Annotated in this window: 29 protein-coding genes; 21 read left to right on the top strand and 8 right to left on the bottom strand. The window is 30.1% G+C overall.

What is annotated here, in order from left to right:
• The 7 genes from ACYU7A_RS12955 to ACYU7A_RS12925 form a co-directional block, all read right to left on the bottom strand.
• Entirely contained in the window at positions 1-483 is a 483-nt protein-coding gene (locus ACYU7A_RS12955; RefSeq protein ID WP_460577188.1) for an ABC transporter ATPase, read from the bottom strand.
• Between the two features lie 11 nt (positions 484-494).
• Positions 495-1253: a phosphatase PAP2 family protein gene (locus ACYU7A_RS12950; protein ID WP_460577186.1), complete on the bottom strand. Its 759-nt coding sequence runs from the start codon at positions 1251-1253 to the stop codon at positions 495-497.
• A 21-nt stretch (positions 1254-1274) separates the two neighbouring features.
• Complete coding sequence (locus ACYU7A_RS12945) at positions 1275-2066, bottom strand: (Fe-S)-binding protein (protein WP_298303987.1); 792 nt, start codon at positions 2064-2066, stop codon at positions 1275-1277.
• Positions 2067-2142: 76 nt separating this feature from the next.
• Positions 2143-2589, bottom strand: coding sequence for an LNS2 domain-containing protein (locus ACYU7A_RS12940; protein WP_298303985.1), 447 nt, complete (start codon positions 2587-2589; stop codon positions 2143-2145).
• A gap of 85 nt (positions 2590-2674) precedes the next feature.
• Complete coding sequence (locus ACYU7A_RS12935; RefSeq protein ID WP_460577184.1) at positions 2675-4009, bottom strand: 4Fe-4S dicluster domain-containing protein; 1335 nt, start codon at positions 4007-4009, stop codon at positions 2675-2677.
• Positions 4010-4024: 15 nt separating this feature from the next.
• Positions 4025-4975: an MlaD family protein gene (locus tag ACYU7A_RS12930; RefSeq protein ID WP_460577182.1), complete on the bottom strand. Its 951-nt coding sequence runs from the start codon at positions 4973-4975 to the stop codon at positions 4025-4027.
• Positions 4976-5010: 35 nt separating this feature from the next.
• Positions 5011-6180 (bottom strand): N-acetylmuramoyl-L-alanine amidase family protein, encoded by a 1170-nt coding sequence (locus ACYU7A_RS12925; RefSeq protein WP_460577180.1) that lies wholly within the window; start codon positions 6178-6180, stop codon positions 5011-5013.
• 83 nt (positions 6181-6263) lie between these two features.
• On the opposite strand from ACYU7A_RS12925, the gene ACYU7A_RS12920 reads away from it, so the two are divergent.
• From ACYU7A_RS12920 to ACYU7A_RS12820, 21 genes are all read left to right on the top strand, one after another.
• Positions 6264-9008 (top strand): putative LPS assembly protein LptD, encoded by a 2745-nt coding sequence (locus ACYU7A_RS12920; RefSeq protein ID WP_460577178.1) that lies wholly within the window; start codon positions 6264-6266, stop codon positions 9006-9008.
• A gap of 45 nt (positions 9009-9053) precedes the next feature.
• The gene (locus tag ACYU7A_RS12915) at positions 9054-9434 is read left to right on the top strand and encodes a RidA family protein (protein ID WP_345094596.1); all 381 of its coding nucleotides are present in this window, start codon (positions 9054-9056) and stop codon (positions 9432-9434) included.
• Between the two features lie 71 nt (positions 9435-9505).
• Complete coding sequence (locus ACYU7A_RS12910) at positions 9506-9874, top strand: hypothetical protein (protein ID WP_460577176.1); 369 nt, start codon at positions 9506-9508, stop codon at positions 9872-9874.
• A gap of 97 nt (positions 9875-9971) precedes the next feature.
• Complete coding sequence (locus tag ACYU7A_RS12905; RefSeq protein ID WP_460577174.1) at positions 9972-10874, top strand: hypothetical protein; 903 nt, start codon at positions 9972-9974, stop codon at positions 10872-10874.
• A 70-nt stretch (positions 10875-10944) separates the two neighbouring features.
• Positions 10945-11496 carry a hypothetical protein gene (locus ACYU7A_RS12900; RefSeq protein ID WP_460577172.1) on the top strand — a complete coding sequence of 184 codons (552 nt, stop codon included), beginning with the start codon at positions 10945-10947 and terminating at the stop codon, positions 11494-11496.
• Between the two features lie 210 nt (positions 11497-11706).
• On the top strand, positions 11707-12321 hold the full coding sequence (locus ACYU7A_RS12895) for a hypothetical protein (RefSeq protein ID WP_460577170.1): 615 nt from the start codon (positions 11707-11709) through the stop codon (positions 12319-12321).
• Positions 12322-12512: 191 nt separating this feature from the next.
• Complete coding sequence (locus ACYU7A_RS12890) at positions 12513-13112, top strand: hypothetical protein (RefSeq protein ID WP_460577169.1); 600 nt, start codon at positions 12513-12515, stop codon at positions 13110-13112.
• Positions 13113-13286: 174 nt separating this feature from the next.
• Complete coding sequence (locus ACYU7A_RS12885) at positions 13287-13973, top strand: HNH endonuclease (protein WP_460577167.1); 687 nt, start codon at positions 13287-13289, stop codon at positions 13971-13973.
• Between the two features lie 79 nt (positions 13974-14052).
• Positions 14053-14853 carry a hypothetical protein gene (locus ACYU7A_RS12880; protein WP_460577165.1) on the top strand — a complete coding sequence of 267 codons (801 nt, stop codon included), beginning with the start codon at positions 14053-14055 and terminating at the stop codon, positions 14851-14853.
• A gap of 14 nt (positions 14854-14867) precedes the next feature.
• Positions 14868-15284, top strand: coding sequence for a DUF4348 domain-containing protein (locus tag ACYU7A_RS12875; protein WP_460577163.1), 417 nt, complete (start codon positions 14868-14870; stop codon positions 15282-15284).
• Positions 15285-15470: 186 nt separating this feature from the next.
• Positions 15471-16061: a hypothetical protein gene (locus ACYU7A_RS12870; RefSeq protein WP_460577161.1), complete on the top strand. Its 591-nt coding sequence runs from the start codon at positions 15471-15473 to the stop codon at positions 16059-16061.
• Between the two features lie 46 nt (positions 16062-16107).
• Positions 16108-16509, top strand: a complete 402-nt coding sequence (locus ACYU7A_RS12865; RefSeq protein WP_460577159.1) for a hypothetical protein — start codon at positions 16108-16110, stop codon at positions 16507-16509.
• 11 nt (positions 16510-16520) lie between these two features.
• Positions 16521-16898, top strand: coding sequence for an energy transducer TonB (locus tag ACYU7A_RS12860; RefSeq protein ID WP_460577157.1), 378 nt, complete (start codon positions 16521-16523; stop codon positions 16896-16898).
• 50 nt (positions 16899-16948) lie between these two features.
• Positions 16949-17308, top strand: a complete 360-nt coding sequence (locus tag ACYU7A_RS12855; RefSeq protein WP_460577155.1) for a hypothetical protein — start codon at positions 16949-16951, stop codon at positions 17306-17308.
• Positions 17309-17932: 624 nt separating this feature from the next.
• Entirely contained in the window at positions 17933-18436 is a 504-nt protein-coding gene (locus ACYU7A_RS12850) for a hypothetical protein (RefSeq protein ID WP_460577153.1), read from the top strand.
• A gap of 65 nt (positions 18437-18501) precedes the next feature.
• Entirely contained in the window at positions 18502-19242 is a 741-nt protein-coding gene (locus ACYU7A_RS12845) for a DUF2625 domain-containing protein (protein ID WP_460577151.1), read from the top strand.
• A 25-nt stretch (positions 19243-19267) separates the two neighbouring features.
• Entirely contained in the window at positions 19268-20224 is a 957-nt protein-coding gene (locus ACYU7A_RS12840) for a hypothetical protein (protein WP_460577149.1), read from the top strand.
• Between the two features lie 145 nt (positions 20225-20369).
• Positions 20370-20993 carry a hypothetical protein gene (locus ACYU7A_RS12835; protein WP_460577147.1) on the top strand — a complete coding sequence of 208 codons (624 nt, stop codon included), beginning with the start codon at positions 20370-20372 and terminating at the stop codon, positions 20991-20993.
• Between the two features lie 32 nt (positions 20994-21025).
• The gene (locus ACYU7A_RS12830; RefSeq protein ID WP_460577145.1) at positions 21026-21217 is read left to right on the top strand and encodes a hypothetical protein; all 192 of its coding nucleotides are present in this window, start codon (positions 21026-21028) and stop codon (positions 21215-21217) included.
• Positions 21217-21612, top strand: coding sequence for an RDD family protein (locus tag ACYU7A_RS12825; RefSeq protein WP_460577143.1), 396 nt, complete (start codon positions 21217-21219; stop codon positions 21610-21612). Before ACYU7A_RS12830 ends, ACYU7A_RS12825 begins: the two co-directional genes overlap by 1 nt.
• Before the next feature lie 21 nt (positions 21613-21633).
• A complete protein-coding gene (locus ACYU7A_RS12820) occupies positions 21634-22344 on the top strand; it encodes a hypothetical protein (protein WP_460577141.1) in 711 nt (236 codons plus the stop codon).
• A gap of 2 nt (positions 22345-22346) precedes the next feature.
• On the opposite strand, the gene ACYU7A_RS12815 is transcribed toward ACYU7A_RS12820, so the two are convergent.
• Entirely contained in the window at positions 22347-23627 is a 1281-nt protein-coding gene (locus ACYU7A_RS12815) for an alpha/beta fold hydrolase (RefSeq protein ID WP_460577139.1), read from the bottom strand.
• Positions 23628-23671 lie beyond the last annotated feature (44 nt).

The raw sequence follows: 23671 nt of genomic DNA, 5'->3' as shown, positions 1-23671 counted from the left end.
TTAAAAGAATCTACTGTGCCAGCTTTCACTTGCAGGAATTTCCCAACCTTCATTGAGTTCTTCAATAGTATTAACGAGATTATTGAAAACTATTGTGTTTTCAGAAACCGATTTATCTTTTGCTAGTTTTTTAAATTCTAAAAGTGTTTTATAAGTAATAAATTCGCCTTGTTTAAAAGCAACATTCATTTTATCTAATAAATCTACACTATATTTTTGTTCTAAATTTTGAATAAATCCAACCGATGAATCTATAGAACATCCAGTTGCAGGATGAAATTCTTGATTGACTGAGAGAATTATAAATCGATTGTATCTAATAGTGAAGGAAGCTTCAAGTGAAGTTCCGTGAGCTGACCAATTTTCAATAAATTGCATCAAATCTTTTTCAATTTCAGCAACTTCTTCATCAGAAAATTTTCTACTGGATTGGTAAATCCAAATTCTAGATTCTTGAGGTAAATTTTCAAATGGAATATACATGTGTTTTTTATTTAAAAAGTAGAAACTAATCCAAAACCTGTTGCTTTTCCATCATAATATGGGATAAAAACAGTATTTTTTTTACTTGATTTATTATTTGTAAATAATTTATTTATTGATGGTAATAGCCAGTAAGCAGCTTTAGTACTTAAAATTCCTATACCTGCACCTGCAACAACATCACTTAACCAATGCCTATTGTTATACATTCTAAAAGCGCCAGTACCTGCAGCAACTAAATAACCAGAAACTCCATACCAAATTGAGACGTCTTTGTATTCTTGATATAATAATTCAGCACCCATAAAAGCTGTAGCTGTATGTCCTGACGGAAACGAATTTAAACTGGTACCATCTGGTCTTTCAACAGTAGCAGTTGCTTTTAAACTATTAACAGTTAATCCCATAATTAGATACGAAGTTGTCAAAATAATAGCTTTATCCTTTATGCTATTTTTTCCTTTAATACCTATACCTTCTAATCCAAATGCACTTACTGCTGGTAAATATTGAGAAAAATCATCAATCGAAATTTTTTCGTCAATATGTTCACTTACTTCTTGTTTAATATTGTTATTAAACAATTTTATTTGATTGCTTTCCAATCCTATAACTCCATATCCAATTAAAACTGTTGGAATAATAAGCTGTTTGTAATTAAACTTTAGCTCTTTATTACTTCTTACATCAATTGAATCAATTGCAGTAGAATCAACAACATTTTGTGCTATTGAAAAAAAAGGAATAAAAAACAACAGATAAAAAAACAAAGAGTATCGCATTTTTTTAATCTATAAATCTTGAGCGTTTGCTATTAATTCGGCAATATCAAGAACTTTTACTTCAGCTTCTTTTTCTTTGTTTTTAACACCATCTGTCATCATAGTGTTGCAAAATGGACAACCTGCAGCTATAATATCTGGTTTAGTTTCAAGAGCATCCTCTGTTCTTTCGATGTTGATTTCTTTGTTTCCTTTTTCAGCATCTTTAAACATTTGTGCTCCACCTGCACCGCAACAAAGTCCGTTGGCTTTAGAACGTTTCATTTCAACCAATTCAGCATCCAATTTTTGAATTAAATCTCTTGGTGCTTCATAGATATTGTTAGCTCTTCCTAAATAACATGGATCGTGAAAAGTAATTCTTTTACCTTTAAATTGTCCACCTTCAATGGTTAATCTGCCTGAATCTAGTAATGATTTAAGAAATTCTGTATGATGAATAACTTCATATTTTCCACCTAATTCTGGATATTCATTTTTTAAAGTATTGAAGCAATGCGGACAAGCTGTTACGATTTTCTTAGCTTCATAAGCATTTAGAACCTCAATGTTCATCATGGCTTGCATTTGAAAAAGGAACTCGTTTCCAGCACGTTTTGCAGGATCACCTGTACAACTTTCTTCTGTTCCAAGAACCGCAAATTCTACATTAGCACGATTTAAAATTCGTACAAATGCTTTGGTTATTCTTTTTGCTCTATCGTCAAAACTTCCTGCGCAACCTACCCAAAATAATACTTCTGGTTGCTTGCCTTGAGCTAACATCTCTGCCATTGTTGGCACGTTCAATACTTCTGACATCTTTTAATTTTAGATTTTAGATTTTAGATATTAGATATATTTTGAAAATCTAATATCTAAAATCTTATATTTAATATTACTCATGTTGTCCATCGTCAAAAACCTCGATGGTTACTTCTTTTTCTATTAAATCGGTGAATTTTCCTCTGTAACGAGTCGCTTTCACTAAATGATTATCTATCCAATGGTAATTTCCTCCACGAGGTTTTCCCATTACCATTCCGTGGTATTTAAAACCGTGTTGTTTTAACCAACGCTCAGTATACTCTCTATGCGCTTCTGTTCTAGAAGTGAAGAAAAAGATAATGTGACCTTCATCATACCAACGATTTAATGTTACTAATGCATCTGGATAAACCTCTGCGGTTAACATTCTCTCTGGTTCTTCGTTTGGAATATCATCACAGATGGTTCCGTCAATGTCGATTAAATAATTCTTAACTCCTTCTGGTAAAATTGGACTTAAATGTTGTCCGTTTTCAGTAACTGGTTGTAAGGTTTTGTCAATGTCTTCCGCTTTCATTTTTTTTTTAATTTTATTATTTCACATTCATATAGACAAGTTTCCAATCCTCACAACATGGAAAATTATCATTTATTTTAATTAATTATTGTTCATCTTTCCAATTCAATCGATCCATTTGATTGTATTGCCATGGTGCACCATTATTTTCAATATTGGTCATCATTGCATTTAATGATTGTGGTGCAGCACTTTGCTCCATAACCAAGAAACGACGCATATCCATTATAATTGATAACGGACTAATATTAACTGGACATTCTTCAACACACGCATTACATGAAGTACACGCCCATAATTCTTCTGCTGTAATGTAATTGTTTAATAACGATACGTTATCTGGAACAAAAACACCTTTATTTTTATCAATATTTCTTCCAACTTCTTCAAGTCTATCTCTTGTATCCATCATGATTTTACGTGGAGACAGTTTTTTACCTGTTTGATTAGCTGGACAAGCTGAAGTACAACGTCCACATTCGGTACATGTGTATGCGTTTAATAATTGTACCCAATTCAAATCCATTACATCTGAAGCACCAAATTTACTTGGAACTGCATTCTCATCAACAGGTTGCGCTGCGAATGGATCGGCATTTGGATCCATCATTAACTTTACTTCTTTGGTAACACTTTCTAAATTATCAAATTTTCCTTTAGCATTTAAATCCGCAAAATACGTATTTGGGAATGCTAAAAGAATATGTAAATGCTTAGAGAAATATAAATAGTTTAAGAAAATTAAAATTCCGATAATGTGTAACCACCAAAATGTTCTTTCCAACATGAATACCAATTGTGTACTCATTCCGTCAAAAATTGGAGTTAGAAACTGTGAAATTGGAAACGAACCTGCTTTTTCATAATGACCAAAAACTTCTGGAAGATTTTGAAGATGCAAATCAGCTGCGTTCATTAATAGAAATAATGACATTAGAACAACTTCAAAATATAAAATATAATTTGCATCATTTCTTGGCTTTCCATTCAAATCGGAACTTGCAAAACGCTTAAGTTTAGTAACATTTCTTCTAATCCAAAAAATGATTACAGCAACAAGTACTAAAAAGGCAAGAATTTCGAACGAACCAATAAGCACATCATACAAACCACCCATGAATTTGAAAACTCGATGCGTACTAAAAAGTCCGTCGATGATGATTTCTAATAATTCAATATTGATGATTACAAAACCTACATATACAATAATATGAAGAAAACCTGCAACAGGTCTTTTTACCATTTTTGATTGACCAAGAGCAATCATTGCCATGTTCTTCCATCTTTCAGATGAATTATCGGAACGGTTTACATCTTGTCCAAGTTTAATGTTTCGGATAAGTTTCTTTACATTAATTGTAAAATATCCAAATCCTATAATTAATAATAGTGCAAAAAATATATTGGCTAAAATTCCCATAATAGTCGTTTTATTCTATTTAATTGTATCGTTTATTGGCGCAACGTAAGGTTTGTTTTTCTTTCCGAAAAGTGAAACGTTAACATAGCGTGTTGGGTTTAATCTTAAGTCTTGTAATAATAACTCCAATTCTTTAGAAGTTTTGGTAAAATTATTATACATCGCGTCGTCTTTCATCAATTTACCCATTGTTCCTTTACCAGCTTGCATATCACCCATCATTTTATCAACATTAGCAAGTGTTTTTTCTAAATTCTTAACCGTTTGACCAATATTTGCTTTAGCCAAAGAATCAGAAACTTTAGAGAAATTTGCAGAAGCTTTTTCAACATTCGACATAGTTCCACTAATTTTAGACTTGTTTTGAGCTAACATTTCATTTACTTCTTTTGAAGCACCTTTAAATTGTGCTAAAGTCTCGTTTAAGTTAGCCAAACTATTTCTAAGATTCTCTTTAGATTTTGCATCCAAAACTTGATTTACATTTTCTAACATTACATTAGCATTATCAAGAAGTTTGGTGATTTTATCTTTTAGAGGTTCTATTTGCTTTGCTAATTCATCTGTCAAACCAAGTTTACTTGAAGAAATTAGAAAATCGCCATCTACAGCATCTTGACCTTCTTTAGTTGGTGAAATAGAAATTTGTTTTCCACCAATTGGACTTGGAGCATAAATTTCGGCAACACTAGTTTTCTTAATTGGAAAATCAGAATTGATTTGCATTTCAACTTTGATTTTTCCTGTTTCATTATTGATAACTATGCTATTTACTTTTCCAACAACCAATCCGTTGATAGTAACAGGAGAAGAAACTGTTAATCCTTCAACATTTACATATTCTACATATAAATTTTTGTAGTTGGTAAATAAGTCTCTTCCTTTTAAAAAGCTATAACCCCAAATAAATAATAAAATAGAGGCAATAACTAAAATAGCGGTTTTAATTTCTCTTGATAATTTCAAAATTGTTGTTTTTTTTAGGTTACAAAAATAGTATATTATTTGATAACATCTTTCACATCTACGCTTTTCCCATCTTTAAAAGCAATAATAAATGCTGATGCGTAACCTTTGTTTTTGGCATCTTGTAATAATTTTTTGGCTTCATCATAATTTGATGTTTCACCATACATATATTTATAGATACTATTATTGTATGAACTAGATATGTTTTTCAATCCATTGAAATTACTCGGTGTGTTGTCTAATTTCTTAGAACTTGCCGATATTTGAACTTTAAACACCACTCCTTTTGCAGTTGGTTTTGATTCCACTTTAGGTTCCGTTTTTTTAATAACAGAATCCACTTTCTTTGGTTCTGGAGTAGTTTTTATTGGTTTATCTTCAATTCTTTGAGATGGTTTAATATCTGGAGTTGCATCTGCTTCACCACCATCAAAGAAATCTTTTTTATAACTGATGATAGCTTTAGCAATAGCTTCAGCAATATCTTGTTGCCCTTCTTCAGAATCTAAAACATTTCCTTCAACCGGATTTGATAAAAAACCTGTTTCAATAAGAACTCTTGGCATGTAAGCTTTGTGCAAAACCATATAAGGAGCTTGCTTTACGCCTCCTCCTCTACTTTTCTTACCTAAATCTTGTACAAATCTATCTTGAATTTTACCAGCTAAAGCAATACTATTTCCAAGAAATTCTTCTTGCATAATAGTCATTCCAAGCATCGTTTCTGGTTTGTTAGGATCAAAACCTTGGTATTTTTGCTTATAATCTTTTTCAAGTGTAATAACAGAGTTCTCTCTTTTTGCAGCTTCAAGATTAGATGCGTTTTTATTCATACCCATCACATAAGTTTCTGTACCATCTGCAACAGTATTTTTATTAGCATTACAATGAATAGATACGAAAATATTAGCATCTGCTTTGTTAGCAATATCAGCTCTTTCAATTAATCCAATGAAAACATCTGTTTTTCTTGTGTATATAACATCTATACTAGAATTTTTTTCTAATATCTTTCCCACTTTTAAAGTTATGGCCAAGTTGATGTTCTTTTCGATATGACCATTATATACTGCACCAAAATCATGGTCTCCATGTCCGGCATCTAAAGCTACTTTAAATTTATTGGATTGCGAAAAACCAATTAAGGAACACATCAATAATGTTAAAGAAATGGTATATTTGATTCTATTTGTGTTAATCATTGTTACAAAAGTTAATTTTAATTAAAACTGCAAGGTTATAAATTTATTATTTATCTATTTTTGACGAAAAATAATATGTAAGTTTGGCTCTTCAAAAATCAAGCCATATTTTTACAAAAATAGCATTTAAACCTTTGCGTACAAACTTATTTTATATCGTTTTATCAGCATATTTCCTAACAATTGGAAGTTCCAATTTATTTGCGCAAGATTTACCTAAAAGCAAGAAATCTTTTCCTGCTAAAAATCAAGCAACTAAGCCTGAAAAACCGTTAGAATCAGAACCTGAATTACCTAATCCTACGATTAAAAAAATTGACACTTTAAAGCTCGATACCGTTAAAAAAATGAAATCGGTGCTAGAAGGAAAGGTAAAATATCGTGCAAAAAAGTATGCTAAGTTTGACCAAAAGAAAAAAATAATCACACTCTACGATGGTGCCGAATTAAACTACTTAGACTACGAATTAAAATCGGGTATTATTGTTTTTGACTACGAAAAGAACGAAGTTTATGCTGGTAGATTAAAAGATTCCTCAGGTAACTACACCCAACTTCCTTTATTTAAACAAGGTTCCAATATTGTTGAACCCGATTCTATTCGTTTCAATTATAAAACTAAGAAAGCCTTAATTTGGAATTCTAGAACTTCTCAACAAGAGATGAACATCAAAACAGATATTGTTAAAAAAGAAAACGATTCTGTTTATTTTATGAAAGGCGCTCGAATCACTACTGCCAAAGATCTTGATGACCCTGAATACTATTTCTTTGCAAGAAAAGCCAAATTAGTTCCAGGTAAAAAAGTAGTGGTCGGATTAACAAACATGTACATAGCCAATGTGCCAACACCAATTGCGTTACCTTTTGCCTTCTTTCCTATTACAGAAAAAAGTCGTTCTGGAATTATTCCGCCAAGTTTTGGTCAAAATAATACTCGTGGTTATGCTTTACAAAACGGTGGATATTATTTTGCTTTAAGCGATAAATATGATTTGACCGTTCTCGGTGATTATTTCACTAACGGAAGTTATGCCTTGCGGTTTGAATCGAGTTATGCCAGTAAATACAATTTTAACGGAAATGTAAACGTACGTTTTGAAAACCAAATTAATAGCGAAAGAGGTTTTCCCGATTATTCCAAAAGTAGAGTTTACAACATTCAATGGTCGCATATGAAAGACCCTAAATCGAATCCGAATTCTCGATTTTCGGCTTCTGTTAATTTAGGAAGTAGTCAGTATTTTCAACAATCCATAAATATTGCAAATATTGGTTCTTCGTTAAATAATACTTTGAATTCGTCTATATCCTATCAGAGAACATTCAATTCTGTGCCGCAAGTGAACTTATCGGTTACGGCAAATCATTCTCAGAATACTCAAACAAAGCTGATTAGTATGACTTTGCCAACGCTACAAGCAAGTGTTGACAGAATATTCCCTTTTGCACCAAAAGATGGAATTAAAAAAGGGTTTATCAAAAACATCAATTTACAATACAACCTTAGAGCTGAAAACCAATTTCAAACGACGGACACAATATTTTTCAAAAAGGAAATGTTTGACCAAGCTAGAACAGGAATGCAACACACCATTCCGTTGAGTACTAACTTTAAAGTATTCAAACATTTTAGTGTATCAACCTCAGTAAATTATCAAGAAACTTGGTATTTAAAAACCGTTAAAAAAGACTTTCAAGTTACTTCAAGCACACCTTTTTTACCTACTGGAAAAGTAGTTACCACAGATGTAAATGGTTTTGATGCTTTTAGAACTTACTCGTTTTCAAACTCTGTTGGAACTGTAATTTATGGTACTTTCAAATTTAAAGAAACTGCAAAAATTCAATCCATTCGTCATACTATTACACCTTCTATTTCTCATAGTTATTTGCCAAGTTTTGAAAAGTATTACGATACTTATGCTACAGATGCAAGCGGAACAATGGCAAGTTATACAAGATTTGAAAATGGTGCTTTTGGTGCACCAAGTAAAACATTTGCCAACAATATTGGATTTAGCATCAACAATAAATTTGAAGCCAAAGTAAGAGATAAAGATTCTACTGCAACTGCACCAAAGAAGATTATTTTATTGAATAACTTAACCTTCTCAGGTAGTTATGATATGGCAGCCGATTCTTTACGTTGGTCACCAATGCGTATTAGTGGTGGAACTTTATTGTTCAAACAAAAAATGAATGTGAACTTTGCTGCAACTTTAGATCCTTATGCGCTTGGTTCAGAAAATCAAAGAATCAATACGTTTAATATTGAAAATGGTGGCGGACTTTTTAGAATGACCAGCGCTAATATGACTATAAATTACTCTTTAACCAGTTCTAAAGACGATAAAAAGAAAAATATTCAAGGTGCCAGAAATGGTGGTCGTGAAGATGATTTATTTGGAGACAATGCCGAAATAAATTCACCCGAAGACTTTGAACCAAAAGAGGACGAAGATGACACTTTTAAAGGTTTCTACAATGCCGAAATACCCTGGGATGTTAATTTAGCCTATTCGGTCACCTACTCCAATATAATTGGTGAAAAGAAAATCTCCAGTCATTCCTTGATGGTTTCTGCTAATACTGATTTGACACCCAAATGGCGTATCGGAGTTTCCTCTGGATATGATTTCACCAATAAAGGTGTAACTTTTACACAGATACGTTTAAATCGTGATTTAATGAGTTGGAACATGAGTTTCAATTGGTCGCCTTTTGGACAAAACTCCTATTGGGGATTCTTTATTGGAATCAAAGCTGGTGTCTTGAGTGACATTAAGTGGGATAAACAACAACAAAGAGATCAAACGTTGAGATAATTTTAGATATTAGATTTTAGATATTAGATTTTAGATTTTAGATTTATGAAGAAGATAATTATTACAGATAAAGCTCCGGCTCCTATTGGACCTTACAATCAAGCTGTTTTGGTGGGCAATACACTTTATACTTCTGGACAAATTGCTTTGAATCCTGCAACAATGGAATTGGTTTTAGACGATATCGAAACCGAAACCAAACAAGTAATGGAAAACATGAAAGCCGTTCTAGAAGCTGCTGAAATGACTTTTGAAAACGTAGTAAAAACAACGATTTTCATCATGGACATGAACGATTTCGCCAGAATAAACAGCGTTTACGGAAGTTACTTCGACGAGAAAACAGCACCAGCAAGAGAAACCGTTCAAGTAGCTGGTTTGCCTAAAGGTGTGAATGTTGAAATTTCAATGACTGCTGTTAAGTAGAAAACACCAAAACGAAGGTAAATTTTGAAAATTATTTTGTAGCTTTGATTACTACAAACTACTTTTTAGTAATGAAACGCCTTTTAAATTTAGCTTTACTCATTGCCTTTCAATTTTGTTATTTAGAATGGCCTCCTAGCAATGCTATGTTTATTTTTGAAGGTGAAATAGAAATTTTCTCCAAAACTGAAAGTTGGATTAGCAACTTCACACATCCTATAATTCTTATTGGATTTTTAACTCAAATGGTATTGCTTTTAGGAGCTGTCATTCCCAACTTTAATAGAAAACTAAACACTTTAGCCGTTCTTCTTTTAGGTATTTTAGTGTTTTTCTTTTTCATTATTGGAGTTATGGCTTTGAATTACAAAATTGCTCTATCAACTCTTCCCTATTTAGCATTGATGCTTTTGTATTTTATTAAGTATAGAAAATTGTGATTTTAAAATCAAGTAAAACTACCTTGTGATTTTTTGAAACTATTTATCTATATTTGGTTTCAATGAATTAAATTATTTTTCATCTAAACCTAAAGCTATGAAACAAGCTGGCCTATTGCTTTTACTTCTTTGTATCAACTTTTCTTTTGCTCAAGATAAAGAAACTATTACCATACCAAAAGGAATTGTTTACAATTATTGCGACCCTAAGGTAGTTGAAAAAGCCAAAAAACTAATCACACAAAATTTATCAAATTCTGATAATAATAAATTATTGCAAAATACTTTAATCATTGGTCCAGAGTTGTGGAAACGCTACAAAGACAATAAAAAAATTCAAGCCATTGAAAAAGGAAGAGTTGAATTTCATGTAGATAATTTAATTATCGAAGGCAAAATGAGTCAGGACGTTGAAGACACCAAAATTATTTGGGAAGAGTTTAAAAATGAAGTAGCGCAAGATTTTACAATACGAAAAGCTAATGAGCACGAACTTCGTTATTATTGGTCAGTCATATCGTTTGACATTGATGAGCCGTTGCTGATTGTTGAAACTAAAGAGCATAATTACATTTTAAACATCCTAAAAAAAGATTTAAAATTGATGTGGTTAGACGAAGCTCCAAGAGTGAAAACCGAAAAAACTATAGCTGAAAAAGGAAAAAAAGAAACTAGGATTGAAAAAATTAAGTTGTTGAATACAGATGAAGAACTCAAAGAAAATACAAGCTTAGAAGATATTAAATTCATTCTAGACAGAACCAACTTAATTTTTGAAGAGCTATTCAAAACTTCTACTAAATCTGGAAGAATTTTTGTTCAATTTGAATTAAAAAAAGACACCAATGAAATGCGATATGCTGTAAAAGATGACATCGATGAGGAACTAATGAAAGAATTTGAGAAAAGAATCAACAACGAGAAGTTTCCCAATTCTAAAAAAGATGCTGTAAAATTTCAAATAGTTTTTATAGTGAATTCGGTTAGTGATATGGAGTAATTGATTTGTTATTAATTATATCTCAATTTTAAAATAGGTTTTTTAAACATTAATTATTTGGAGTTAAACAATGAAGAAAATTAACTACTATCAAATTATACCATATTTAATTACTACTCTAGTTGTTTTACTCAATGTTTTAGTTTTAAGACCTTATGTGAATTTATATTATTATGATCGGCAAGTAATTGAATTTAAAAAGTCTTCATGGTTTTTTACCATCGTTTTGGCTCTACTTTTACTATTTGCACTAATAATTTATGCCTACAAAAAAAGAAAACTTAATAAACCGTTTTTATTGAATAGTTTATTTATAGCAGTTTTATTTGCCTTCTTTATAAAAATATGGATTGATAATGCTTTGCTTTATATTAATACCAAATTCGATAACGGAACAATTGCAAAATCATATACCATAAGAAAATTTGTTGATTTGGATGCTCCTTTATTTTATGACAAAAAAAAAGGAATACTATTTTCTAAAGACCAATTGGAGAAAATAGATGCTATAAGAAAAATGAAAAACCTGAAATCAATTTATCTACTAAAAAACTACGACACCATAAATATCAATTACAAAACTGGTTTTTTAAAGATTAACTATTTAGAAATTAGAGACTAAACCCATATTTAAAATACTACACCACACAAATAGTTAAGATTATAAAAAAGTAATAGGTTTTTGAAAAAACAGGTGTTTTTACGTAGTTTTTATTTGTAGGAATTGGTTATATTTGGGAAGATTTATCATACATAGCGTTCTGTTTTTGGGTGTATATGTATGATGGAGTCGTACATATACAAAAGTTGTGGGCAATGTAAATAAACAATTATGACAGAAGAAGAACTAATTAAGGTAGCAAAAGAAATTTTAACTGTGAAGAATGATTATAGAGGATTGTTGTTTGAGAGTTTAGAATTTTTAAGAATTTATGCCGGCGAAAAAAGTGCATTTTACAAACAGATTTCTCAGATTAGTTTAGTTGCTACCGATTCGTTTATTACCAACGTTGTTAACTCGACAATGAATGCCTATATAAGATTCTTAGAAAAAGGATTGGCAGATGGAGTATCAATAGAAAGGAAAGCACAAATCGATGTTGTTTCAGATTTTTTAGAACAAGCAAATAAACTTATCAATTCTAAAGATGTACATCCAGCTGCTCCAACTGTTTTAATCGGCGCATCTTTAGAAGAGTTTTTGAGAAATTGGATAGAAGAAAAAGGATTAAGTATAGGTCAATCCAAGCCAAGTATAGATTCGTATTCTAAAACACTAAGAGAAGCTGAATTAATTACTAAGCAAGATTTTAAAGATATAACATCTTGGGCTGGACTCAGAAATCATGCAGCACATGGACAATGGAGTGAAATTGAAGATAAGCGTAGGATAAATTTAATGCTTGAAGGAGTTAACCTATTTATGCGAAAGTACGGAATGGAATAATACTCTGCCCACAACACATGCTAAAACTTCATGGCTAGTTTTTCGGTAAATTGTCCGTTTCTTTTTCCTAACTTCGCTTCTACTTGGTGAAAAAAAACTCGGTTCCCAAGCCGCCACGAGTTCTAGCATGGGAAAGTTAGTGGAAATGCAACTAAAAAATTGAAAATTATAATAAAATATATATATTGGAATTGAACAAAACACTTCATAAAATAATAGATCAAAAAGGAATAGAGATTGCGGGATTGGTATTATCAGTTTTTGCTTTATTATTTAGTGTTAAATCTTGTTCAGACTCTAGTGAAGCTATAACTATTTCAAGGAATCAATCGATGGCTTTTATACAAGTTACTGATGCAGAACTAATTGAACCAATAGATTCTTCTTCATTTATACAAATCAGATTAACCCTCAAAAATTTAGGTCAAGTTCCTGCACAAGATGTTAGAGCTGAATTTGATTACAGTGTACAAATTGGAGATTTTGAAACCGATGGAAATGCAACTACAAGAAAAGATATTGGAAGCATTGGACAAGGCTTTGAAAAAATTGTAATCTTAAAATCAAATAAAAGAAATATTGAAAAATGGAAAACTAGTTATCGAATTCCTGATGTCTTATGCTTTTATGGAACAGTTTTTTACAAAGACAAGTTGAACACCAATTTAGAAAATAAGGTAGATTGGTGCTATGAATTAAAATTAGATAACGAAAAAGTTTTAAAAATTAAAAAACTAGACCCATCAGAAAGTACTAAATTTAAATCCAAATACTCTCAACAAAATCAATAATCACTTCCACTAACAGCCGTTTTGAGAAATACCGAGGCTCAGGATTTATTTGAAATGGAAAGGTTTTTAATTTTAAGTTTTGATAAATTTGTGAAGGTTTGGTCTTGGTTCATCACCATTTCATGAAGCCGAAACGTTAGAAGCAAGCACTTCAAAAATGCGAAAATAAACGATATGGATAAAGAAAAATATTTTGAAATCAGCCAAGCTAATAATCTGCCTTTACGATGCCCAATACTAAATATTTGTTCAAGAAGAGCTTTTACAATATATTTCAATTCAAATTACGAAAAACACGATCCTCAAAATGATGTAATTAAAGCTCTTCAAAAAGACGGGACTTTATCCGCAGATTTTGAAAAGAATAAAATTGAATTACAGGGCGAAGCTCCAACTTGGGTTGGCGGAAACAATAATTTCTATTTTTCAGATATGTGTCCTGAAGTAAATTTGTTTGACAATAGTAATTCTCTTTTTCCAAATATAGCATGTGTTGAAGGTGATTATGATAGTTACAGAAGATCTAATAAAAAGAGAGTAATTAAGTGTGAACATTTCTCAAAATGCCCAGAATTTAATAAATTTATGTTTGACAGAAGCAGAAAATTAATTAATAAAAAAAGACGACCTGCAATTCCTCAAAAAATAAAATCTCTTTTACAAAAAGAAATAAATTCAAAATGTCCAATTTGTCCAAGTGAAGATGTTGAACATTTCCAGATTCATCACATAGACGAAAATCCTGAAAATAATAATTTTGAAAATTTATTAATGCTCTGCCCTACTTGTCATTCAAAAATTACAAAAAAAGATATTAATTTGAAAGAAGTAATTGAAATCAAGAATAGTTTACAAAAATAAGCAATCTGTTAAAAGCCGTTTCAATAAATGAAGAGGCACGTTAGCAAACACCATAAAAAACTTAATAACAAACAAATTTATGAAAATCACTATCTATCTTTTTATTGCATTATTTGGATTTAATTGTCTTGGACAATCAAAAATTGAAAAGGAAACAGCAAAAATTGTTGAAGAAGGAAAGATGTTATATAAATCTGAAATGGCTTCATGGTATGGAAGTGACATTTTTATGGAAAAATATAGTGAAAAAGAAAAAATTGGAGGCTATTTATCCTATACCGAAAATGAAATATCAACTTGCATTTTCTTCTCAAAAGGAGAAAATCCAAAAGTTTTAGGGACAATTGACTTTGATGCTACATTTAAAATTGAAACAGCAAAAACTAATTTAGTTGAAAGAGAACTAACCGAAAATGAATTTGTTTTATACAAAATGAGAACTGAAGCATTAAGAATCATTAATTCTGACACTTTATACAAAACATACAAAAACTCAAATCTCAACCTGATTCCAATAATCATCAATAAAGAGAAAAAAGTATTTGTCTTAACTGGCCCAAAAAACAATGGTGTAATGCTTTTTGGAAATGATTATTTACTCACTTTTGACAAAAACAATAAGTTATTAAAGCAAAAGAAATTACATAATAGTCTTATCCCTATCGAATTTGGCGATAAAAAAGAAATTGAAGCCTCAATTCATAGCCATGTATTAGATGATTTGATAACTTCAACAGACGTTTGTACGCTAATGTTATATGGGAAATTTGCAAAAATAAAAACTCATCTTGTTATGTCAAAAAAGTATGTCTCGATATGGGATTGCAAAAACGAAACTCTAACAGTAATGACCAGAGAAGCTTTTGAAAAAATTAAATAACAAAATAGCACAAAATGAAAAACATCTTTTTTACACTATTTATGATTACAACTTTAATTAGTTGTAAAAATGAAAAACAAAACTTTAGTAAAATTGATGAAGATTTTAAAGTGTTTCTCGAAAAATTTAGTAGGGATTCTTTGTTTCAAATAAGCCGAGTAAATTTTCCTTTGACAGTCAAAGAACTAAATGATGATTATGAATCGTTTGAAAAGAAAATTGAAAAAAATGAATACCAGAAAATGGATTTGCGATATCATGATTCTATTTCAAAGCGTGAATTAAGCAAATATACTCAGCAAATAAAGTTAAATAAAAACAAAGCAACTATAGAAATTCGTGGAATAGATAATGGAATTATGACTGATATTTACTTTGAAAAGCATGATGGTAAATGGATAATGGTAAGTTGGAATGATTCTTCAACTTAATTTAAATACAACAGCTGGAAACTCCATTTTTAGACTTGCTCATTGCTTTTAGCAAAAAATAAGCTGTTTACTACTACTCTATCTTTCTTAGAAATTTTGTAGATTTGTTTTGATCAGTGAGTGAAAATCAACACTAATGCAAACTTCAAAACTTTATATGCAATTTCTCAACACATAATCATGAATATGAAATTACTAACATTAATAACTCTTTTTTTTACATTTAATGCATTTTCCCAAGCTAATGAAGCTCGCATCAATCAACTTCGAAGCGATACAAAAATAGATAGTAATGATAAAGCTGTATTTGATTTATTAGACGAATTCTACATGCAAGCTTTACAATCAGATTTGGGTAATCTAAATCCAGATACTGGGAAAAAAATTGAAAAGATGTATCGAAGTAAAAAAACTAAAAATCGACATTTACTATTAATGTTTATGGCATATCAAGATCATGTAAGTAAAACAGCTGCAGTGGGAAAAAGACCAAATTCAAAATTTCAAGTAGAATTGATGACAGACTTAGCATATGAGTTTAAAAATATTTTCAATAAAATACCTGCAATAATTTATATTTATAAATTTGAAGCTTTGGATGGAAGTGGTCAAAATGAAGAAGCCATTAAAACAATTGATGAAGGATTAACTGAATATCCAGATTCAGTTCCTCTTAAAGTCTATAAATTCATTAGTTCAAAAGATGAGAATATAAAAGCTGATTTGATTAATAACCATTCTAATCATTGGATGGTGAAACAATTTGCAATAAAATAAACTGCTATAAAAGCCTTTACAGTTTGAATAAAATAATTTGAATACCATGAAAAAGCTACATATCGTTTTGTTCTTATTGTTTTTTAGTGTCAGCTCATTATTTGCACAAAATAAAGCACTTAATGATGGAAAATATCTTGTAAAATTAGATTCCAAAAGTAAAAAATCGGGATTTAAAGACTATGAGGTTTACATAGAAAAGGAAAGTGTTTACCTATTTTTAGCCAATAAACTGGAAAGGTTAGAAATAGTTTGGATAGATGATAATTTATTCAAAATACTAGGTCTTACCGAACCTTTAAACCCAACAGAACTTGAAAAGAAAATTTTAAAAGACATTGATATTTGCTTTGAAATTATTACTATTGTTGGCAATGAATGTTCTTTTAAATTAGAAGACAAAAAAAACAATAGAATACTATATTCTGGAACGTTTGTAAAAATATAAAAAATCAAAAAATGAAATATTTCTTATTAGTATTCTTATTAATCACTTCTAACATTTATTCACAAGAAAACAGTGATAAAGTCTATAATAGTTCAGAAGTTGACGAAAAACCTGAATTTGTCGGAGGTATGGAAAAATTTTATAAGTTCACAGCTAAGAATTTCAATGTACCTTCAGGAGAAGGAATAAAAGGAAAAATTATAGTTGAATTTATAATAGAAAAAGATGGATCAATAACTAACATCAATGTAATACAAGATATTGGTTATGGAACTGCAGAAGAGACAATTAGTTTTTTAAAAAAAAGTCCAAGATGGAAACCTGGTAAAAAGAATGGTGAAATAGTCAGGACATTGTATAGACTTCCAATTACACTTGCTGAAAAATAAACTGCAATAAGTTTCGTCAATTTTAAACCAAAAAACTAATTATGAATTATATGAAAAATTTTATCTTCACTTTTGCATTTCTTCTAATAGTTTGTTTTGCTCATGGTCAAATTCCAAAAAAAGGAATTTATTTATATACAATTCGTCATGCAGAATCGCCAAGTTTGATAACCAAAGTAAAATGTAGCGTAGAAATCGATGGCGATAAAGTAAAAGTAATTTTTCTGAGTGGAAATCTTTCAAAAGTAAAAAAAGGAGATGTTCTAGATGAGGGAATACTTATGAAGCATAAAAGTGGTAAATGGATAATTGGAAAGACAAAAAAAGATACTGAACTTGACGAAATTGGCGGTTGTACTGATGGACCAAGTGAAATTGATTTTAAAAAGAAAATTTATTGGATTTGCTAATATAAAAATGCCATAGCTCCAATTTCTTATAGCAGACATTGTAAAAAAATATTACATGCTTAAAAATATATTTTACATTAAATATCTTATTTCATTTTTACTACTTTCAATATTAATTATTCCAATTTTTGAAGTATGTAATCCATACGAAAATAAACCAGAAAAGGAATGTTGGGAGTTTCTATACATTTGGCAAGACTCACACTTATTTATATTCTATATTATCTTTGTACTAATTTGGGTTACTTTTTTAATTAAATCCTATAAATTTCTTAGCCCTATATTGATTGTCTATTCTTTGCTGAACTTAGTTTTGATTTATAATACAATAGCTTTCCCATCACCTGATTTTTCAATCTTTTGGGGAACAATGATTTACTCAATCGTCTCTTTACTATTGCCTTTTTACATTATTGTTGATTGGTTTAGAAAAAAAACTTCTTCTAAAAACCGGTTTGTGTAATTGTTGAGCTTGCTCGTGCTATTTTTGACTTCGTGAAAAATAAGATGGTGACTTCTACTCTACTTTTCTGATAAATTTTGTAGATTTGTTTTGGTCAGTTATTACAGCAGCAATAGACAAAAAACTGCAAACGTTACTCCACTTTTTAAACATTGCATGATATGAAACATCTGAAATTTATATTGGCTTTTTTCTGCTTGACAATAGGACAGATAACCTTTGCGTGCGATTGCGGTTCACAAGGTGAATTTTTAAAGGTTGCGAAAAAAACTCAATTTGTCGCTTTAGTAAAAGTTACCAAATATTTAACGTTCAAAGATATTTACAAAGAAAAAATGCCAATGTCAATGGAAGTTGAAATTATTGAAGTCTACAAAGGAAAAGAAACTCGAAAAAAAGTTACTGTTTGGGGCGATAATGGAATATTATGCAGACCTTATCTTTCAAAATTCAAAACTGGTAAATATTATGTAATTGCTTTTAATAATGCCTCAGAAACCTCAAGAGGACTAGCAAGTGAAAATGAAAAAGTAACGGACTATTCTATTTCAATTTGTGGAGAATATTGGTTAGACGCAGACATTAATAACAAAACTGCAGCTAGCGCATCAACAGAATACCAGACAAACTTTAAACTAAAAGAGTTAAAATCAGAATTAATGTAAATTATAAGAAATTGCATAAGAGCGGTTAGCCAGGAAACATTGATTATTCAAAGCCAAAACTACAAATGAAGAAATTCGCATTTATAATTTTACTACTATTTTCACAAACAACATTTTCACAGACAAAAATGCGACCAATTGAAGAACTAATAAACGAAACCGATTCGGGTTGGCCATTCGTAACAGAATGGATAAAATCAGCAAAAAATAAAGTTGAAATTTTGTCCGTTGATAAAGAAAAAGCAAAGGATGCTTTATATAAAACTCAAGTTACAACACGTTCGCCAATGGGTTCAATCATTTACGAAACCGGCGGAATATTAATTGACAATGGTTGGATAAGAATTTTAGGCTCAGGAAATGCAAAATTAAACCGAAGTTTACCTGAATGGAATCTTGGCAAAAGTTTTACAGAGTTTGGTCAACAAGCACCATTTCTACTAGTAGCAGACGATGCAATTGGTGGTTTTTTTATATTAAATGGTGGCGCACTTGGAAAAGACTTGGGCAAAATTTATTATTTTGCACCAGATAGTTTAGAATTTGAGCCACTTGATATAACCTATTCTGAATTTTTAAATTTTTGCTTCAACAACAATCTTGAAGAATTTTACAAAGGTTACAGATGGAACACTTGGAAAGAAGATGTTGCAAAACTAAATTGTGATGAAGTTTTTAATTTCTTTCCTTATTTGTGGGCAAAAGAAGGAAAAGATATCGAGAAAGCATCAAAAAAAGCGATTGCAATTGAAGAGCAGTATAACTTGAATTTAGACTTTAGAAAACAATTAGGAATAGAAAAATAATAATCAGAATCTTAAAAAAAAACAAATGAAAAAAAATATTCTACTTTTTTTAGTCTTATTTACTTTTAGTTGTGAAACAAATTCTCAAAGCATAAGTATTCCAGATAAGATTGAAATAAAAGATTTAGAAAAGAAAATAACTGTTCCTGGAACAAAAGTATTAATTGATAAATCAGAAAAGTACACATTTTACAATGAATTGAAAAGGTTTCAAAAAAACCAAAATAATTTCTTTCAAGTAATTGAATATATTGGACAAGATTGTAATGTACTTATTGAGAAAACATCAAATAAAATTGATGAATTACATAATAAAGGAGGAAATATAAGAGTAAAAAAGAAGTTTAAACTAGGCGAATACAATGCTTACTTTGGCATTGCTCCACAAGGTGAAACGGAACAAATTTTTCTCGTGTTTGGCGATAAATCATTTACGGTTATGCTTGCAGGAATTTATCCAAACAACGACAAAGAAAGGAAAGAAATAATGGATTTAGTTTTAAGTTCCTATTACAATAAAGATTTAAAAGTTAATGCTGAGGATAATTTATATTATTCAATAGATTTAAAAAAATCAAACTTCAAATTAAGTTCAGTTACATTAAATCTCGGAACTTACACTTTAGGAGGAGAAAAAATTGCAGATAGCAATACCCATTTTATTATTAGTACAATCCCTATTTCAAAAGATTTTGATTTGAAAGCCTATAGTGATAGATTAATTAATAAATATCAAAATAACATCTACAAAGAGAAAAGTATTAAAATTGAAATTTTATCCGAAAAAGACTATCGTGAAGGAGAAAATAGAATAATAAAAGTGGAAATACTTGGAGAATTGAATGGAAGAAAACAACAAATTTATCAATTCATAAAATATACTCCAAAAGGAATCTATCAATTCATAGGAACAGATTATTCAGATAATTTTGAATATATGAATGAATTCAAAACAATTGCAGAACAGGTAATTTTAAAATAATTAAAACTAACAGAAGTTTATAATAAATTGCAATTTAAAGCTAAATTAAAAGTTTGTTTTGTAGTTTTGATTATCGGTGTTTAATCGAAAATACTCCTACTTTAAAATTTTAAAAAAACTAAAAACCAAACCTAAAATTCAACAAATGAAAAAGACTTTATTATTGCTTTTATTAATGCCTTTACTTGCTTCAGCTAAATTTTATAAAGCTAAAATTACTTTTAATGATGGGAAAATAAAAAATGGTTTCCTCGAACTGCCTGATTATTATGATAATCCAAAAATTAAATTTAAGGAAGAGGAAAAAGGTAAAATTGAAAAAATTGGCATTGAAGAAGTTAGCGGTTTTGAAATAACAAATGACAAAAATGATGTCATTAAGTACGTAACTTTAAAATTAGCGGAACAAAATTCTTTTAATCTTAAAAAAATTAAACCTGGTGACAAAAAAATTTGGGCAAGAATAATTGTTGAAGGTAAAATATCTATTTATGCTGGTTATGTTGCTTACGAGCCATCAAATAGATCTGGCGGTGGCGGAATATACTACATCAAAAGACAAAATGAAGATTATGCATTATATTTAGATGAATTTGGTGGCGATGGTTTAAGTGTTTGCATGAATTGTTTCACTAGTTTAAAAAAGACATTGAAATTATATTTTGATGAAACTTGTCCACAATTTTCAGAACTATTGAACAAAGATGAATTAAAGAAAAATGGTGTTAAACACATCGTTGATTTGTATGAACAAAATTGCGGAAAATAACATAAGACACTCTGACGAAATAATCTAAACCCATGGAAAAAAACAACCCACCAGTATTTACCTTAACCATTGTCGCTATAATTGTTGGCGTAGCTTTGTTCAAGCAAATTGATTTTAAAAACTTAACAGTTGAGAAACCGGCGCTTTCGGCTGTCTACTTTGTTACTTTTGCGTTTTCGGTTTATGTTTTGGCAAAGCATTATATTGGTAAATCAAAGAAGTAATGACTACAAATTATCCTACCGTATTAGATAGAATTAAATCAACAACTATTGATACCTTGATTCTTATTGTTTGTATGTATTTCTTCTCAGATATTCTCAATTCTTATGAAAATGTTCCTAATTGGGTTAGAGCAGTTTTGTTTGGTTCGTTATTAATGTATGAGCCCATTTGTACAGCTTTTGGTGCTACTATAGGAAATCATAAAATGAATATCAGAGTTAGAAAAGTATCTAATGAAAACGAAAGAATCAATATTTTTCAATCAATAATTAGATTTTTTTTCAAAATCATATTGGGTTGGTTGTCGTTTATTACTGTTTTTACAAGTCCAAAAAGCAGAACGTTGCATGACATTATTTGCGGAAGTATTATGATAAAAGTTGAGGAGAAATAATCTATTAAAACACAAACCAAAATGATAGATAATTTACCTCTTTATATTTCATTACTTTTTGGTTGTACGACAATTGCCACTTTGCTCCTATTGGTTTGGACCATTAAAAACTCAACTTCCGAAAAGACTAGAAAATCTGCCAACTATATAGCTATTGTTAGTATTGTTTGGTTAGTAATTCAAGCGATTTTATGTTGGAATAGTGTTTATAATACCAATACCGAAGCTTTTCCTCCAAAGATAATTTTGTTTGGGGTTTTACCAATAATTTGCACTATTATCGTAGTTTTTTCAACTTCAAAAGGAAGACAATTTATTGATAATTTACCTCTCAAAAATCTGACTTATTTGCATGTTGTTCGAATTCCTGTTGAACTTGTTTTGTGTTGGTTGTTTCTAAACAAGACAATTCCGCAAATCATGACATTTGAAGGAACAAATTTTGACATTCTTGCAGGAATTTCTTCGCTATTCATAGCCTATTTTGCTTTCGAAAAGAAACTTTTAAACCTAAATTTAGTGTTAATTTGGAACATCATTAGTTTAGGGCTTTTGTTGAATATTGTAGTAACAGCAATGCTTTCCGCACCTTCACCAATTCAAAAAATAGCTTTTGAACAACCAAATATTGCCATTCTATATTTTCCTTTTTGTTGGTTACCAACGTTTATAGTTCCCTTAGTTTTGTTTAGCCATTTGGTTGCTATTCGAAAGTTGATTTTGATAAAATGATTTTAATCTAAAAATTCTAAAACTTTAGAATTAAAATCACTTGAATTATCTTTAGGATAATAATGTGTTTCATTGGGAACAATCATTAAAGTTGCTCTTTTTATGTTTTTAGCTATTTCTTTAGTGTGATTTTCTTTGATAACATCATTTTCTCCAGCCATTATTAATACTGGACAATTTATTGCTTTTAGTTCTTCAAAAGAATGTTTGGGTTCGGTAAGAAGTAAATTTATCAATCGCGTTCTATTTTGTGCTTCGTATGAATTATCAGTGCTTAAATTTGTTAGTTGATTATTTAATTCATTAAAAATCCAGCTTTCAACAACTGAATTATCAATAAATAGGTTTGCTCCCATTGCAACAAGTTTTTTAACTTTTTTTGGATACTTCATAGCCAGTATCAATCCTGTATTTCCGCCATCACTCCAACCAACGATGTATGCCGATTTGATTTTTAAGGCATCCATAAACAAATTCATATCTTCAGCAAATAAATCGTAGGTGTACAATTTTCCATCTTCTGAAGATTTTCCTTGACCTCTTGTATCGACAGCAATTACACGATACTTTTTGGCAAACTCCTTAACTTGTAAATCAAAAGATTCTATCGATTCTGAATTGCCGTGAAGCAGCAATAATGGCTCGCCTTTTCCGTATTCTTCATAATATAATTTAACGTTATTTACTTCAATGTATTTTCCAACGAGTTCATTATTTCCAATAGTATTTTCGTTTTTGAATTGCGAACCATCAACTTTACATGCGTTTTTTCCAAAATGAGCTGTTTCAGAAGTTACTGAAAGTGTAAATCCTTTTTGATCTCTAAAATACATCCAATTGGATAAATGTGTTTCGGCTTCAAAACCGCCATTTTTCACTTCAATTTCTTCGTAAATATCATTATTGATTTCGATTAGAAATTTAAAATCATCAAAAAAGAAAATCCCTTGTCGGTAATACAATCCGCCAAAAGATAAAAATTCGGCATCTTTATCAATCAATCCTTCAATCGTAACTGGTGTCCATTCATTTTGAGTTACTGGCGTTTCTCGAGTATCAAAATAGAAACCCATTTTTTTGTTTGTTTTCTCCACTCGAAACCAAATTTCAGCTTCTGATGTTTTGTCAATCATTTGTGTTTTGACAACAGCTTCCAATTTGAATTTCTTACCAGCATAAGGTTTGGCATCAATTACTTGTTTGAATGCACCCCAATCGTTTGGTTGTTGTGAAAAAACAATTTGCAAAATGAATAGAAATAATAAAGTAATTGAAAATCTCATAGAAATAAATTAATTAAAGATAAACGAAAAATGTAAGTATATAG

Source organism: Flavobacterium koreense (assembly GCF_054776075.1).
This window is presented reverse-complemented; position numbering and strand designations above follow the sequence as displayed.